Below are 16,492 nucleotides of genomic sequence, written 5' to 3'. Positions count from 1 at the left end.
GAACCGGAACTTAGCAGCACCGAAGTTTATCAGCAGATGGCGACTTTACCTGAAACCTTGTACAACAATAACTATCTTTATCTTACCTGCCAGCCAGCAATCAGAAAACCGGTACCCGCCGGAAATCAAACCGGGACAGATTGATCAGATTTCTGGCTTATTGTTCAACCGAAAATATTTTTCTGACCGTAAAGGTTCATATTTTCTCCTTTAAAAGGGAGTTTTTCCAATGTTTTATACTGTCCGCCCAAAGGCCTTTTCAGTAATACCATTTCTTTTGCCTCAAACCTTGCCTCGAAAGTCTCCTTACTCCATTTCGGCCACACTTTCTGGAGTTGCTCAGTAGTAAGTCCACGGGCGATGGTCACATGCGGAAGTTTTGAATAGGTCTTCGGCATGCCTTTCAACAGGGGTCTGATCTCTTTTTTTCTGCGTTCAGCGATTTTCAGGATGGGCTCAGGCGTTTTAACCTTAACGTAAACCGTCGAAGTGCTGCTTTCAAACTTCCCAAAGTCTTCGAGAACGATTTCAAACGGAGTTGTTCCATTGGCTAGTTGTCTCAGCTTTTTAACAATCAGATGTTCCCTGCTTTCATGCTTAAGGAAGTTCATGATGGTAATGTGAGGCGGAGTGATGGTCGCGTTAACAAAGCCGTTCTTCTTAAACTCCTGCTTACATTGCTGCACCAGGATTTGTCTGGCCAGGTCCGGATTGATCACCAGTAAATATTCGAATATTGTTTTTTCAGTTTTTGAATTCGTATCTTTTTTCATGTCTTTAATTTTTAATGTATTTATAAAAGCTTCACGTGCATCATAATAAGCTCTGTACACCTGATATATTGATTAATTAGCGATAGCGTAATGTCTGAGTGAACCGGATTTCTTTCTTATCTTAAAAGGGCTGACCCTCGAAATAAACCTGGTCTGAGCTGTGATCTTAAAATGTCTTGACAAAATCCAATGAGTAATAGGATAGTCTCCCAAAACTTTAGCCGTCACGAGGGTGTCCTGGTTGAACTCAATCATGGCGTAACAATTACATACAAAATCTTCATGAGATACTTCCTTGCTCCATTTGATGTGCAGGATGACAGAATCAGTTGCTTTCGCCGACTGGGTCTTGGGATTCATCACCACCTTATAACCGATAGGCTCGAGTTCCCTTTTAATTTTCTGAAGTAGTAATAAGTTTTTTTCTTTGAGGTTCATAAGCACTTTTATTTTGATGAAACAAAGATGCTAAAAAAATTAACATATTATTGCCATAATATTTAGCAATTGAAAAAATAGTTATTCTGGCACTCCATTGACTGATCAGAGCCAGAAGAAAAACTAACCATAAAAGCCTCATAAACAGACAATTAGAGAACAAAAACTGTCAAAGTCACCTGCCTGTCATATTTCTGTTTTTTTCTGAGTTGATTTCTTTTTGAGCCGGGTGCCGAGGCCCCCGGGGTTCCGGGACGGGCTCTGAAGGTACTGGGTAATGAATAATCTGAAAATGAAACAAAAGGATTCAGGCCTGAAGACCGCAACTCATTTTAAGCATCAGACTTTATTGCAGGAAATATATATGCGGTCTTCTTTTTCCCTTACTCCTTTTTTGCTTTTTCCATTCACCGTCCCTCCAGCCACATTGTAATTCCACCAATTCTGCTTATTTTAGAATTTGTTCCATCAAAAATTGATTTATGAACCGCCGGTCTTTTCTCAAAACCTCTTTCCTTGCCCGGGCCGCATTTCCCGTGGCGTGGCCTACAGCTATTTTTTTTAAACGAAACAGAAAACTCATCAGGCGTATCAAAAACACACCGGGATTTATTGCCCTGTGGGATTTTAAAGAAGACGCCGGGCAAGACCGCGAAGCAATCGGTGAGGGAACTTTCCCGCTAAAAGAAATGAGCGGTGCGATGAAGCGGATAGATGAAGGACCGATTTCAGGATACTCCGCACTTTTTGAAAACGGGGCTTACCTGAGTCTCCCGCATGCTGAAACAGGAAAACTTAATTTACACGGAGCCGGACAGGGTGTAACGGTGGTGGCCTGGGTCAAGTGGCAGGGAGGCACAGGATTTATCGGAGGCATGTGGAATGAATCTGCTTCGGGTGGCAAACGCCAGTATGGCCTTTTTGTAAGCCTTCCTTATTATAACGGCGACAGCCAGGTCTGCGGACATATTTCTTATTCAGGCAAACCCACTCCCCCGTTTCCTTATTCAATAGATTACTCCGCCTCCGCACAGGTCGTCCCTAAAAACGAATGGGCTTGTGTGGCTTTTACTTATGACGGACAAAACATTCGCTCATTTTTCAATGGCGTTTTCGAGGAAAGGGCTCCTGAACTCATACAACACACCAGGGGCTTTGAAGGCTACCCGGATGGTATCACCCAGCGTAAAAATCCCTATGCTTTTGCTGAGGGAATGGGTAACAATGGTTCGGACTTTACCGTCGGGGCAGTTTTACTGAGCCGGGGTATGGGCAACTTCTTCAAAGGACAGATCGGCGGTTTATGTGTTTTTGACCGGGCATTGACGGAGAAGGAGTTGGGAGATTTTGTTTAAGGAAGGAGAATGGACAAAGGAGGAAAAGGAAAAAGGATGAAAGGAAAATGGACAAAGGAGGAAAGAAAAAAAAGGCGGGCAGGCGTATTGATAACTGAATCTTATCGGGAAATCAGATTTAAATTACATAGCAGCTAAAAAATAAACCTCTCTTGCATTGTGTAAAAAAGTATTGAATTTTATATCTTTAAGCATGTACTTATACCTATGAAAATCATCCGCTTCTCTATCTGTGTTATTTACTGATAAATGACACTTCACGCAACCTGACAAGTCTGTAAATAAATTAGTTGAATAAAATAAACCCTTAAAGAACGAATATTACCTAAAATTATAGTTGGAAAACTAAATAATTAGTTTTATGTTTGTTCAATGATTACTTAACGTAAATCAAAAATCTAATCACCATGAGAGAATTAACGAAAGCCGAAGAAGAGATTATGCAGGTCATGTGGGACTTAAACACAGGATTTGTCAAAGATGTGATTGAGAAACTTCCTGATCCCAAACCGGCCTACAATACGGTTTCGACCATCATCAGGATTCTGGAACAAAAAGGATTTATTGACCATATGCCTTACGGGAAAACCCACCAGTATTTCCCGAAAGTAACAAAAGAGGAATACAGGAAATTTGTCACCGAAAAACTAATGAACGGATACTTTGAGAATTCAGTGGGTGACCTGGTTTCATTTTTTGTAAAACAGCAGCAGATCGACCTGAAAGAAGCAGATGAAATCCTCAAGATGATTGAGGAGATGAAGAAAGCCAAATAGAACCCGTAAAAAAATATTCAACCCGTTAACTTTATGAACTGGATCGCCTATTTTCTGCAAGCCAACCTCTTCTTAGTTGTGTTTTATGGTTTCTACTGGCTTTTGTTGAGAAATGAAACTTTTAATACCAATAACAGGATATACCTTGTATTTTCTGCTTTCCTTTCGTTTGCGATCCCTTTCTGGAACTCAGAGCTCGTGCAGTCATGGATCATCACCCAGGAAGCCAGCCAGATTATTTACAGCTACGAACTCAGCGAACTGATCGTCAGCAGCCATCCCGATGAACCCAGTTCAATGGATGTGGCCCAAATACTGATGATCATTTACGGAGCAGGTGTTTTTGTGTTTCTGATCAGGTTTATGACCAACATTTTCAGGTTAAACCAGTTGATGCGATCTGAAGAACCGTCTGTAAAAGCATTTTCATTCTTCAATAAGGTATTTGTAGATCAGCAATTGAAAGGCAGCGATACCATTTACGAACACGAGCAGGTACACAGAAAGCAGGTGCACTCTTTTGATGTGATCTTTTTTGAGATCATCGGTATCATTTGCTGGTTAAACCCCGTCGTTTATCTGTATAAGATTTCCATTAAAAACATACATGAATTCATAGCCGACGAGATAGCCAGCAGGCATCTTACGTCAAAAGCAGACTATGCTCTTTTACTTTTCTCGCAACAATTCCACGCACCAACCCAACACCTGGCTAATCATTTTTACAGCCATTCCACCTTAAAACTGAGGATCAAGATGCTCGGCAAAGAACGCTCTGCCAAAACGGCCCTGCTGAAGTACGGCATGATCGTTCCGGTATTTATCGCCATGCTGGTCCTTACTTCTGCCACCATTGCGAGATCTTCTTCAACTGAAAGCATATCTGAGCTGATAGAGATGCCGGCCACGACGTTTGAAGCCATTATCGACAACGATAAAACGAGGGTACTTAAAGGCCGGGTAACAGACGAAACCGGTGAACCCCTGCCAGGTGCTGCAGTGACTTTTAAAGACAAAACCAAAGGAGCCTATACCGACGTCAACGGTCATTTTATCATGAATGACGTAGCAGTGAATGCCATCATTGTAGTTTCTTTCCCAGGTTACAGGACAGTAGAAGTCAATACAAGTGACTTCAAAGAGTTAACCATAAAATTAACCAAACCGGAAACGGGATCTGAGGTGACCGGAACACTGAGTCCTGCCGAAAATTCCGTTGAAATAATGAGCAAGCCCGTTTTTACGGTGGTGGAACAGCAACCTGAGTTTCCGGGAGGGCAGGACGCCATGTACAGATACATCGCCGAGAACATCTCTTATCCTTCAGAAGCCAGGGAAAATCACAAAGAAGGCCGGGTATTCCTCAAATTCATCGTCAGCAGCACAGGCACTGTGTCAAACATACAGATTCTACAGGGTGTCGGATACGGATGTGATGAAGAAGCCGTACGTGTGGTCGCTACCATGCCTAAGTGGAATCCGGGTGTGCAAAACGGCAAACCGGTGGATGTCTATTTCAACATGCCGATCAGTTTCCAGCTGGATAAAAACAAGCCCCTGAATACCGTCAACTCTCAATCGAACACCATTACAGGTATCAGGCTGAGAGGGAAAGTAGACGGCGTGGAACCGGGTGGTTCCAGGCTTTACACCACAGCACGACCCCAGGAAGGGAAAGTTCTGTCCTTGCGTTCAACCTCAGGCGTGGGCGTCAGTAGTCACGACAAAAACGAACCTGTCAGGGTGAGGGTCACCGGATATGCCAACCAGGCCAGACCTGCCCAGGGCAACGGATATTCCATGAATATCACCTCACCTGATGATGATTTCGCCAAAAATCCCCCTCTTTTCATCGTGGATGGTGTAGAAAAAGAAGCTTTTAAAATAAGAGATATGAATCCTGATGATATTCAGTCGATATCAGTCATCAAAGACTCTCAATCGGCAGTCATCTATGGAGAAAAAGGTAAAAACGGGGTCATCGTCATCACAACTAAAAAAAACCGCACTATTCAACCTAAATAATAACTGACCGATTCTCAACCTATAACGACGTGAAGTATGAACTGGATCAACTATTTAATTCAAGTCAATCTGTTTTTGGCCGTTTTTTATGGATTTTACTGGTCATTTCTGAGAAAAGAAACCTTCAATACGAATAACAGGATCTACCTGGTAGGTTCCGCGTTCTTTTCGTTCGCCATACCACTGTGGAACTCTGAACTGGTGCAGTCGTGGATCATCACCCGCGAAGCCAACCAGATCATTTATTCCTATGACCTGAGCGACATCATCATCAAAAGCCGGCCTGAGCAGGCATCGGACTGGGTTTTTCTTAAAATGACCAGACTCATTTACATCGCCGGGGCTTTGTATTTTTCCCTGCGTTTCCTGATCAATGTTTTAAAACTTGACCGTTTACTGAGGTCAGAAAATCCTTCGGTCAGGGCATTTTCGTTTTTCAATAAAGTATTTGTAGACCAGGACCTGCGTGGAAACGACACCATCATGGAACACGAAATGGTGCATGTGGAGCAAGGCCACTCTTTTGACATCCTTGTTTTTGAAATCCTGGGGATAGTGTGCTGGTTTAACCCTGTTGTCTATTACTATAAAACCTCTATTAAACATATACACGAGTTCATCGCTGACGAAATAGCAAGTAGCTACCTTCCTTCCAAGGCCGACTATGCTATGTTGCTATTTTCTCAGCAATTCCGTACACAACCTACGTTATTGATTAATAATTTCTTTAACCGCTCTACCCTCAAACTGAGGATAGAGATGCTCAAAAAGAAGCGTTCGGCTAAAATAGCTTTGCTTAAATACGGTCTGATTCTCCCTGTTTTTCTGGGTATGCTGATCCTGACATCTGCTACCATTGCGAGGAATACCACTCCTGAGCGTTTTTCGGAAATGATCCAAACCCCTGAAATCAAACTCAGGGAAGTAAGCGAGGCCTTAAACAACCCGGTTTTGACGGAAACCCCGGAAAAGACCAAGCCGGAGGAAATACCCAGCGACAGTTTCGACTTGTCTCTTTCTTTTCCGGATCACTATAATCAAACACCGGCCGCCCCTGCACCGGCTAATCCTGAGCTGATAGAAATAGTACCTGAAAAGCAGGTCATTTTTACAGCCGTGGAAGAAAACCCTGAGTTTACAGGTGGTGTATCTGAAATGTATAAGTTTATTAATCAGAACATCAAGTATCCGGCTTCAGCTCAACGGGCGAATGTGTCAGGCAGGGTTTTTCTGAAGTTCGTAGTAGAAAAAGACGGCTCTATAGGCAATGTACATGTATTAAAAGGCATAGGGTTCGGATGTGACGAAGAAGCCGTCAAAATAGTTTCATCCATGCCGAAATGGAAACCGGGAAAACAGAACGGTCTTCCGGTCCGGGTATATTATAACATGCCGGTATTCTTTCAGCTTGAGTAAGGTGAGGCTTAAAAAGATAAAATGAAAAAGCTATTTCAGGGGTAAGAGCACTTACCCTAATGAAATAAAAATTGACAATTCATAATTGTGTTAAAACCCTGTCCCCTGGATTGGGTTTTCATTGCTTAAAAATGTTTTTGAATAAACAGCGTTAAACATTTAAACAAAACAGAAAATGAACGAGACCATCTACTTTCTGCAAGTCAACCTATTCCTGGTTGTATTTTTTGGTTTCTACTGGTTATTCCTCAGAAACGAAACCTACAATACCAATAACAGGATATTCCTGGTTTTTTCCGCGATCCTTTCATTGCTTATCCCGGTATGGAACACCGAACTGGTTCAGTCCTGGGCATTCACCCGGCAGCTGAGCGGTTTGATTCATACGGAGGACACCAGAAAGGTGCTCGACAGCGTCAGCTCAGAAAAAGATACTATCTCCTGGTGTTTATCTGTAGTGGTGTTTCTGTATGTCGGTGGAGCGATCTTATTCGCCATCAGGCTGCTGGTCAATATTTTCAGACTTGATGCCTCTCTTCGTTCGGGCCAGTTGCCGGGTACTGCATTTTCCTTTTTCTGGAAAATTACCGTAGATAAAAACCTGTCCGAAAATGACGTTATTTATGAACATGAGCTGGTGCATGTCAGGCAGGTCCATTCTTTTGATGTCATATTTTTCGAAATCCTGGCTGTTTTTTGCTGGTTCAACCCGGTCATTTACCTCTATAAAATAGCGATTAAAAATGTTCATGAGTTTATAGCCGACGAAGTTTCAAGCAAGTACATGGCCTCAAAAGCCGACTATGCCATGCTTTTGCTGTCTCAGCAATTCCAGGTTTCGCCGCACACCCTGGCCAACACTTTCTTCAACTACAAAAACCTGAAGTTAAGAATCCAGATGTTGAAAAGGGAACGTTCCGGCAAATCCGCCCTGGCAAAGTACGTGTTCGCTGTTCCGGCGTTTGTGGTCATGCTGATGATTTTCGCTGCTGCCATTAACCAGCTGCCTGAGGAAATGCAGAAGGCAGCCCTTCCGCTGAAAAACCTTACGGCAACCCGCCAACCGGCCGGGGAAAAATCTGTTGAGGTTGAACTGAAAACCACCTGGACGGCTCATTCTGTTTTCACTCCTGCATCCGAGTAAAAAAAACCGCAACCCATAAAAAAGCCGCCGGATTCCTCCGGCGGCTTTTAATTTATCTGAATCCAGGTTTTATCCTTTATAGAACAACCATTTCATCATTTCTTTCCAGGTTACTTTTTTACCGTACATCAGGATACCTACGCGGTAGATTCTGGCTGCAACCCAGGTGGTGAAAATAAAGCCTCCTATCAGCAATGTAATGGAAAGGATGATCTGCCAGGCCGGCACCCCGAAAGGTATCCTTACCATCATAATGATCGGTGAGGTAAACGGTATCATCGAAGTCCAGAAGGCCAGACTGCCGTTAGGATCCCGTATGACAAATTGTGCAATGACAAAGGCGGCGATGATCGGAATCGTAATGGGCAGCATAAATTGCTGCGTATCCGTGTCGCTGTCTACCGCAGAACCTACCGCCCCGAACATGGCACTGTAAAGCAGATACCCGCCCAGGAAATAAAACAGGAAGCCGATAATGATCGTAGCCACAGGCAAGGTACCCAAGGCACCAATGATCTCCTGTGGAACAATGTTAGGGGCTCCGCTTGATTTCATCTGCTCCCGGGCCATTTTCTGAGCATCAGGAGGTAAATTAGATATCTGGGACTGGGAAATAGCAGACTGGCTTTCCATCATTTTGTCTCCCATTACCTTCCCCCCGATGGTCATCACACCAAGACTCAGTACGATCCATAAGGTAAACTGGGTCAAACCCACCAGGGCCACCCCGATGATTTTCCCGATCATGAGCTGAAACGGCTTAACAGAAGAAATGATCACTTCTACAATCCTGCTGGTCTTTTCTTCCATGATACCCCTCATGACCTGGGCTCCGTAAATAAACACGGAAATATAGATCAGGAAGGCACAGAAATACCCGATGCCCGTGGCAGCACCTGAACTGCTTTTCTTTTCACCGCCGTCTTCCATGCTGATCGTTTCAGACTTGATGTTGATCTTGGCATTTTCAAGCACACTTTTGGTGATCCCGGCCTCGGTAAGGCGGATCGTCTCCACTTCCGACTCGATCGATTGCTCTACACGGTTCTGAAGCTCAAGCGGCACTCCTTTTTCTGCAAATATCTGAACACCGGCAGGGTTTTCCAGGATATTTTCCGGGATCGAAACCAATGCGTCAAAGCCGCTTCCTTTGAATCCTTTCTTGGCTTTATCAATGTCGTCAGTGATAAACTGGTATTTAAATTCCTTGCTGTCTTTGAATTTATTGCTGAACAACCCGCTTTTATCAACGATCAGTATCTTTTTCTGATCAATCGACGATAAAGCCGCCCAGAAGATAAGTCCGTACATGACACCGATTAACAGGGGGCCGACAACCGTCATGATAATGAATGATTTTTTCCGGACCCGGGTCAGGTATTCACGCTGGATGATCAGTAGTATATTTTTCATATTTATTTAGTTTCAATGTGTTTAAAATGAACCGCTTACGACCCTGATAAAGATGTCGTTCATCGATGGGATGTTTTCTTTGAATGATTTCAATTCTACTTCACTGATGAGTCTCTTGATCAGTTCATTGGAGCTTATCTGCGTTTTCAGCTTCAAAGTCGCGGCATTCAGTTCCGATTCTATTTCGGTGATGCCCGATATGTCAAAATACTCATTGTTCAGATCCAGTTCTCCCTGGTAAGTGATGGAGTAGGTGTCACTTTTAAACTGTTCTTTGATCTTGGATTTCGGACCGTCCAGTACCTTCTTGGATTTATCAATAAGGGCCACGTGGTCACAAAGTTCCTCCACAGATTCCATGCGGTGGGTTGAAAATATGATGGTGGAGCCTTTTTCTTTCAGTTCAAATATCTCGTCTTTGATCAGGTTGGCATTGATAGGGTCAAATCCTGAGAACGGCTCATCCAGGATGATCAGCTTAGGTTCATGAAGCACAGTGGCGACAAACTGTATTTTCTGCTGCATCCCTTTCGAAAGATCTTCCACGTTTTTCTCCCACCAGGTTTTGATGTCGAATTTCTCAAACCAGTATCTCAGCTTGTCCATAGCCTCCGACTTGCTCAGACCTTTCAGCCTGGCGAGGTACAACAGCTGCTCCCCTACTTTCATTTTTTTGTATAAACCCCTTTCTTCGGGCAGATACCCGATCTGGTAGATGTGTTTTTCCTGAAGCGGCTCTCCGTTAAAAATAACGTGGCCTTCATCGGGTCCTGTGATCTGGTTAACAATTCTGATGAGGGAGGTTTTGCCCGCTCCGTTAGGGCCAAGTAATCCAAAAATAATTCCTTTGGGAACAACGAGACTGACATCATCCAAAGCTCTGTGGTTGGAATAGTTCTTCACGATGTTCTGAACTTCTAAAATATTACTCACTTTCTATCATGTTTTAATTATCTTCAAACTTACTACCTCTATTTTTTAAAAATACTATATTTAGGATAAAAGGCAAAAAAAAAACGCTAAAGGCAAAAAAGATTTTCACATTCGCACCATTATCAATAATTATCAAAAAAAATAGTTTTAATTTAGATTTGAATTCTAATTTTGCGAGGAAGTATTCATTATTATCACCCATATGATAAATTTTATTAGAGAATTGTTTTCTAAATTCAAACCGGTAACCGACTTTATTTCTGATAAAATATCTCTGTTATGGGCATTCTTTGTCAGGCTTCTCAAAAAAATCTTCGGAGAAGAAAGAGTCGATGCCTTCGGCAGGTTTTTGTCTGACCGGTATCACAACACCAAGTATAAATTCAACGACAAATTTGACCAGGAAGGCCGGTTCTGGAATGTGATCCGTAACCTTTATGCCTTTTTCTTCAGAGGAATTCTTGCGGTGATCATCTATCTTTTCCTGATTAAAACCAATTTCCTGTGGCTGACCGGCGGTATGCCCAGTGTAGACCAGCTGCAAAACCCGAAGTTGTCGGAAGCTTCGAGTATCCTTACCGCGGACGGCGTTGAGATCGGGAAATATTTTACTGAAAACAGGACGCCTGTTGACAGCTCTGAAATTTCCCCGTGGGTTTATAAAGCCCTGATTGCGACAGAAGACAAGCGATTTAACGAACACTCAGGCATTGACCTTAAAAGGATGGCCAGCGTGGCCGTAGGTATATTTTCAGGCGGCGATCGCGGGGGTGGAAGCACCATTTCACAACAATTGGCCAAAAACCTGTACAATACCCGCCGGAAAGAAATGAAAGGGCTTTTGTATTACATTCCTGTGGTGGAAACCCTGATTTACAAATCAAAGGAGTGGATCACGGCCATCGAGCTTGAAAAGAGATTTACCAAAGGCGAAATCGCTACTTTATATCTGAATACAGTTGATTACGGAAACAATGCCTACGGGATCAAAACCGCGGCTAAAACCTATTTCAACAAGGCTCCCGACAAACTGAGCATCGGTGAATCTGCCGTCCTGGTAGGTCTGCAGAAAGGTACCACTTTATATAACCCGATCAGGAATCCGAAAAACTCTGTCAAAAGAAGGAATACGGTTATTCAGAGGATGGTATTGAACGGTGACCTTGATAAGGAAACAGCAGACAAAGTTATTGCCGAAGAATTAAAACTGGACATCAATATTGAAAACCCTTACGACGGACAGGGGAATTATTTCAAAGTAGCCCTTTCGAAATTCATAGAAAAATGGGCCAAGGACAATGAAATGGACATTGACCTGTACCGCGACGGTCTGAAGATCTACACGACGATCGATTCGAGGATGCAGACTTACGCCGAATCGGCCCTGGAGCAGCACATGCGAAGCCTGCAGAAAGATTTCAATAACCAGTGGAAAGACAAAAATCCATGGACCTATGAAAGTGGAGAGGAGATTCCGGGCTTCATCGATACGGTGGCTAAAAGAACCACCTACTACCGGAAACTGGCCACGAAATTTGAAAACAACAAAGACTCTATCTCCAAATACATGAATGTACCTATGAAAATGAAGGTATTTTCGTGGGACGGAGACCAGGACGTGATGATGTCGCACATGGACTCGATCCGTTATTACAAACGCTTTTTACAGGCCGGGATGATGGCATTTGACCCTCTGAGCGGTTTTGTGAAGTCGTGGGTAGGTGGCATTGACTATAATTATTTCAAATATGACCACGTTAAGCAGGGAAAAAGACAACCGGGTTCAACATTCAAGCCCGTGGTTTATACTTCGGCTATCGATGGTCCGCTGAACCTTTCCCCATGCGACCGCAGGGAGGATAAGCCTATCAGCACCGAATACGAAGAAGACGGTGAAATAAAAATATGGCAACCTAAAAATGCCAACGGGACATTCAGTTACAGCAACATGACCCTCAGAAGTGCCATGGCCAGGTCTATCAACTCGGTGGCCGTCCAACTGACCCTTGAGTCTACTCCGAAAAAAGTAGTCGAATATGCTCAGAAACTGGGCATTACCTCCAAACTCGACGAAGTAGCTTCCATTGGTTTGGGCACTTCCGATGTATCGCTTTACGAAATGGTGGCCGCTTACGGGGTCTTTTTAAATGAAGGTAAGTATACCGAACCCATTTTCGTATTTAAGATCGAAGATAAATCAGGAAAAATACTGTTTGAATTCAACGCCAAAACCAGGGATGCCATCAGCCCTGAGTCTGCTTACCTGATGCAATATATGCTGAGAGGCAACATAGAAGAATCAGGCGGAACGGGCCGAAGAATGTTTAATTACGGAGAGTTATTCAGAAACGGCGGCCAGGTAGCCGGTAAAACAGGAACAACCTCCAATAACTCGGATGCCTGGTACATCGGTTTCACAAAAGACCTCGTTTGCGGGGTTTGGGTAGGTGGCGACGACCGGAGTATCCACTTCAAGAGCAGTATGGGAGAAGGCAGTAAGTCCGCCTTGCCGATATTCGGTTTGTTTATGGAACAGGTCTACAAAGACAAAAAGCTGGAATACAGTCCGGGGCCATTTGCCAAACCGACGATGAAGATCGAAAAAGATTATCTCGGGTGTTTCAGCAGCGACGGTGAGTCTGCCAATGTACTGAACGACAGCCTCATGAATATCATGATGAACGACTCACTCCAGAAAATAAACGGTACGATCAGGGATACCACCCAGGAAGGCGTCAATAAACTGACCAACAAACGACGGCTCGATACCGCGGGTTTGTTTAATACCCGGAAAAAGGAACTGAAGATAGAATAGTCAATGGAGAAAGCCCGCCCGGCTTGACCGTCAGGTCGGAGGGGGATAAAAGTAAAAGGGAGAATGGCATATGCATTCTCCCTTTTTTTATGGCTGGGATTTCTTCCGGTTCAGTTTTCATGAGAAATGAATTCCCATCTTGTTTGTCATCAGACGTTGCATGCAAGGTCTCTACAAATACGCTTCGTCATTGCGACCATTCACTACTGCACAAGCAAAGCCCAGGTCGGGCAGGCATTCTGTCATTCTCCATTCTATCATTCAACACTCCCTTCAGACCAGGTTAGTCTTGATCAGTTTAATGGCAATGGCAAGGAGAATCAAGCCGAAAACTTTCTGCAGCACTTCAATGGTACCCGGACTGATTTTTCTTTCGAGCCAGGCGGATGATTTCAGTACCGTGTAAATCAGAACGAGGTTAATGATGATGCCGATGATGATGTTTTCCTGGTAGTAGGCGGCTTTTAGAGAAAGCAGGGAAGTCATTGTGCCGGCCCCGGCAATGATCGGGAAGGCCAGTGGAACGATAGAACTGGCTTTGCCTTTGGTAGATTCATTGTGTTTGAAAATCTCACGCCCCAGGATCATTTCAAAGCCGATCAGCAACAAAATGATGGCCCCGGCTACCGCAAATGACTTGATATCCACCCCAAAGAGCTTAAGGATTCCGGTTCCCAAAAACAGGTATCCGAACATCAGTCCTCCCGAAACAATCGTGGTGCGTTCGGCATGGATGTGTCCCAGTTTTTTCCTCAGGTTCAGGATAATGGGAATGGATCCCAGAATATCGATAATGGAAAAGAGGATCAGCGTAACTGAAAATATTTCTTTGATATCAAAATGCATGATTCCGGGGGTTTTAGAGATAGTGATAAGACAAATTTAAACAAATTTTATGAACGAAGCACGTTTTTGAGCCTGTCAAAATCCTCATCGGTAATGGCCGGAAAATTAGCAATCCGGAATGAATTTTCTTTCCATTCCCCATACCCGTTGCCCAGGATAATGCCCTGCTCCTTAGCTTTGCCTTTCAGCACCTTCAGTTGCTCAGGATCTGACTTTATGGCAAAAACCGTATCAGAACGGGTATTTTCGTTACTGACTACCAGGTCAAAGGTCGTTTCGTTTTTTATAAATGCATAAAAATCCGCAGCACGGGCTTTGGTTTTCTTGTCTATCTCCCCGATAGAGGGCAAAATATGATTCAGTCTTTTCAGTAAGAAAATACTGAGTATGTTGGGGGTATAATGGGTCTGATACTGATCAAAATTCTCCAGGATATTGAGCAGGCTGTTGTAGTGATTCCGCTCATTGACCTCCCTGGCCAGGGCAATGGCCTTAGGTGAAACCAGCATAATGCTCATGCCGGAGGGCATTCCCAGGCATTTCTGCACAGAAGCAAACCAGACGTCGGCCAGGGCAAAATCGTGGGCTACACCACCAAAAGACGAGGTGGCATCCACCATCAGTACAGCACTGGGATTGAGCCTTCTTAATTTTTCCAGGTTTTCTGTATTGATCTGGGTGCCGTTGGAGGTTTCATTGTCGACGAGGCACAACAGATCATTTTCAGGATCAATTTCGACAGTGGCCGCTTCCTGGTCTTCAAAAAAACGGGAACCCCTCAGTACCGGCTTCGGATATTTCTCGGTAGGATTGATTTGGGGATTGGTTACGGCATATTTGAACCATTTTTTACCGAAAGCCCCGCTGTAAAGAAACTGAGCCTTACCCCTGATCAGCGACTGGGTAGATATCTCCCAGCATTCGGTGGCAGAAGAGGTAAAAAACACATGGTAATCTTCAGGAATGTCAAGTCTTTTTTTGAGGGTATCCAGGGTATCTTTCAGCAAAGCCATGAAAGCTTCACTCCGGTGATTCTGCTCCAGAATGCCGTCTTCAAAGGCTTCATTCATGAATGCTTCAATCTCTGGATAAACTTTCGACGGCCCCGGATAAAAACTTAACGATTTCAAATGCTGGTCTGTTTAATGGTCCCGTCAGACCGGGAACCTCCGCAAAACTAATAAAACTATGCGAGGGATTGCAGCCCCGCCCCTACTTTATGATTTCAGCCTTTCCAGCTCCTCTTCCGACCTCAGCCAGTCCGGTTTGGTGGTTCGGATATTGGCTTTCAGGTCATTCAGCAAGGTATAAAGTCCGAAATAAGTCCTGTTGACATACAATCCGTGCTGTGAGCCCCTGGCGGCATTGGCCTGTTTCAGCTCTTTGACGTTGGAAACATATTCAAAATAGCCATATACCTCATCCACATAGGCATCCTGCCCGAAATCGAAGGTTTCCGAGGCAAACGGACGGCCCAGTATCTCGATCATCTTGTAAAACAGGTCAAAGAAAAATACCTGTAATTCGGGCGAATCTTCTTTCAGGATAAATTCAAGTTCCGTAAAGACCTTATTCATGGCCTCGCGGTCTTTGAGTGTATCGTGGTTGATGAGTGAGAAGTAATTTCTGTAAAAATGATCCGGAATGACCTTGATACATCCGAAATCTATAATGCCCAGATTACCTTCCGGCGTGAAAAGAAAATTGCCCGGGTGCGGGTCTGCGTGTACCTGCTGCAAAACATGGATCTGATGGTTATAAAAGTCCCACAAAGCCTGTCCGATCCGGTCTCTGACTTCCTGTGAGGGGTTGGTCTGCAGGAACTCTTTCAAATGCATGCCGTCGATCCAGTCCATCGTGATGATCTTATCGGCAGAATATTCAGGGTAATAAGTCGGGAAAAACAAATCTTTAATGACCGACGAAGCTTTGGTAAGTTCTATAGAGCGGTTCAGTTCCAGCACATAATCGGCTTCCTCGAGCAGCTTGGTCTCCACTTCTTCAAAGTAGCGGTCAATTTCAGCGTCATTAAGATTCAGCAACTGGACAGCCAGCGGACGGGCCATTTTAAGGTCGGAACTGATGCTGGAAGCCACACCGGGATACTGGATTTTGACAGCCAGCTTCTTACCGTCTTTATAGGCCTGGTGCACCTGTCCGATAGAAGCGGCATTGCTGGCTTCAAAAGAAAAGGAATCAAAGATATCTGCCGGAGACTTTCCGAAAGCGGCCTTGAAGGTTTTCAGCACCAAAGGAGCCGACAAAGGCGGAGCGGAATACTGAGACATGGCAAATTTTTCTGTATAAGCCCTTGGCAACAGGTTTTTGTCCATACTCATCATCTGGGCCATTTTGAGGGCACTGCCTTTCAGCTTCGACAGGGCGTTGTAAACATCGGTCGCATTTTCCTGGTGCAGCTGATCTTTGGTCAGAGAAGGATCGATCAGCTTCTTGCTATAATGTTTGATGTAGTTTCCTCCTACCTGGGCGGTGGCCTTGACAAACTGGGTGGCACGGGCCACCTTGGATACCGGGATACTTTCCTGTGATTTCATGAG

13 protein-coding genes are annotated in these 16,492 nt (G+C 44.2%); 6 read left to right on the top strand and 7 right to left on the bottom strand.

Annotated elements, in window-relative coordinates:
- Positions 1-164: 164 nt before the first annotated feature.
- Positions 165-773, bottom strand: a complete 609-nt coding sequence (locus GVN16_RS07015) for a 2'-5' RNA ligase family protein (protein ID WP_166563160.1) — start codon at positions 771-773, stop codon at positions 165-167.
- A 72-nt stretch (positions 774-845) separates the two neighbouring features.
- Entirely contained in the window at positions 846-1,211 is a 366-nt protein-coding gene (locus GVN16_RS07010; protein WP_166563159.1) for a hypothetical protein, read from the bottom strand.
- A gap of 482 nt (positions 1,212-1,693) precedes the next feature.
- Between GVN16_RS07010 and GVN16_RS07005 the strand changes: the two genes are divergently transcribed.
- The 5 genes from GVN16_RS07005 (at position 1,694) to GVN16_RS06985 (ending at position 7,927) form a co-directional block, all read left to right on the top strand.
- Complete coding sequence (locus GVN16_RS07005; protein WP_166563158.1) at positions 1,694-2,566, top strand: LamG domain-containing protein; 873 nt, start codon at positions 1,694-1,696, stop codon at positions 2,564-2,566.
- A 407-nt stretch (positions 2,567-2,973) separates the two neighbouring features.
- Positions 2,974-3,342, top strand: coding sequence for a BlaI/MecI/CopY family transcriptional regulator (locus tag GVN16_RS07000; protein ID WP_205748808.1), 369 nt, complete (start codon positions 2,974-2,976; stop codon positions 3,340-3,342).
- Between the two features lie 33 nt (positions 3,343-3,375).
- Positions 3,376-5,367 carry a TonB family protein gene (locus tag GVN16_RS06995; RefSeq protein ID WP_166563157.1) on the top strand — a complete coding sequence of 664 codons (1,992 nt, stop codon included), beginning with the start codon at positions 3,376-3,378 and terminating at the stop codon, positions 5,365-5,367.
- A gap of 36 nt (positions 5,368-5,403) precedes the next feature.
- Positions 5,404-6,783 carry a M56 family metallopeptidase gene (locus GVN16_RS26080; protein ID WP_229244089.1) on the top strand — a complete coding sequence of 460 codons (1,380 nt, stop codon included), beginning with the start codon at positions 5,404-5,406 and terminating at the stop codon, positions 6,781-6,783.
- A gap of 175 nt (positions 6,784-6,958) precedes the next feature.
- Entirely contained in the window at positions 6,959-7,927 is a 969-nt protein-coding gene (locus GVN16_RS06985; protein ID WP_166563156.1) for a M56 family metallopeptidase, read from the top strand.
- A 69-nt stretch (positions 7,928-7,996) separates the two neighbouring features.
- Here the strand turns inward: GVN16_RS06985 and GVN16_RS06980 are convergent, their stop codons facing one another.
- Positions 7,997-9,340, bottom strand: coding sequence for an ABC transporter permease (locus GVN16_RS06980; protein ID WP_166563155.1), 1,344 nt, complete (start codon positions 9,338-9,340; stop codon positions 7,997-7,999).
- A 21-nt stretch (positions 9,341-9,361) separates the two neighbouring features.
- Positions 9,362-10,273, bottom strand: a complete 912-nt coding sequence (locus GVN16_RS06975) for an ABC transporter ATP-binding protein (RefSeq protein WP_166563154.1) — start codon at positions 10,271-10,273, stop codon at positions 9,362-9,364.
- A 202-nt stretch (positions 10,274-10,475) separates the two neighbouring features.
- On the opposite strand from GVN16_RS06975, the gene GVN16_RS06970 reads away from it, so the two are divergent.
- A complete protein-coding gene (locus tag GVN16_RS06970; protein WP_166563153.1) occupies positions 10,476-13,088 on the top strand; it encodes a penicillin-binding protein 1A in 2,613 nt (870 codons plus the stop codon).
- Between the two features lie 273 nt (positions 13,089-13,361).
- On the opposite strand, the gene GVN16_RS06965 is transcribed toward GVN16_RS06970, so the two are convergent.
- From GVN16_RS06965 to GVN16_RS06955, 3 genes are all read right to left on the bottom strand, one after another.
- The gene (locus GVN16_RS06965) at positions 13,362-13,934 is read right to left on the bottom strand and encodes a MarC family protein (protein WP_166563152.1); all 573 of its coding nucleotides are present in this window, start codon (positions 13,932-13,934) and stop codon (positions 13,362-13,364) included.
- Positions 13,935-13,981: 47 nt separating this feature from the next.
- Entirely contained in the window at positions 13,982-15,064 is a 1,083-nt protein-coding gene (locus GVN16_RS06960) for an aminotransferase class V-fold PLP-dependent enzyme (protein WP_229244088.1), read from the bottom strand.
- An 87-nt stretch (positions 15,065-15,151) separates the two neighbouring features.
- Positions 15,152-16,489 carry an AarF/ABC1/UbiB kinase family protein gene (locus GVN16_RS06955; RefSeq protein ID WP_166563151.1) on the bottom strand — a complete coding sequence of 446 codons (1,338 nt, stop codon included), beginning with the start codon at positions 16,487-16,489 and terminating at the stop codon, positions 15,152-15,154.
- Between the last annotated feature and the right edge of the window lie 3 nt (positions 16,490-16,492).

The organism is Emticicia sp. CRIBPO (genome assembly GCF_009905725.1).
In the GTDB taxonomy this organism is placed as follows: Bacteria; Bacteroidota; Bacteroidia; order Cytophagales; family Spirosomataceae; genus Leadbetterella.
The sequence above is the reverse complement of the archived record's forward strand: the minus strand, read 5'-3'. Positions and strand labels throughout refer to the sequence as shown.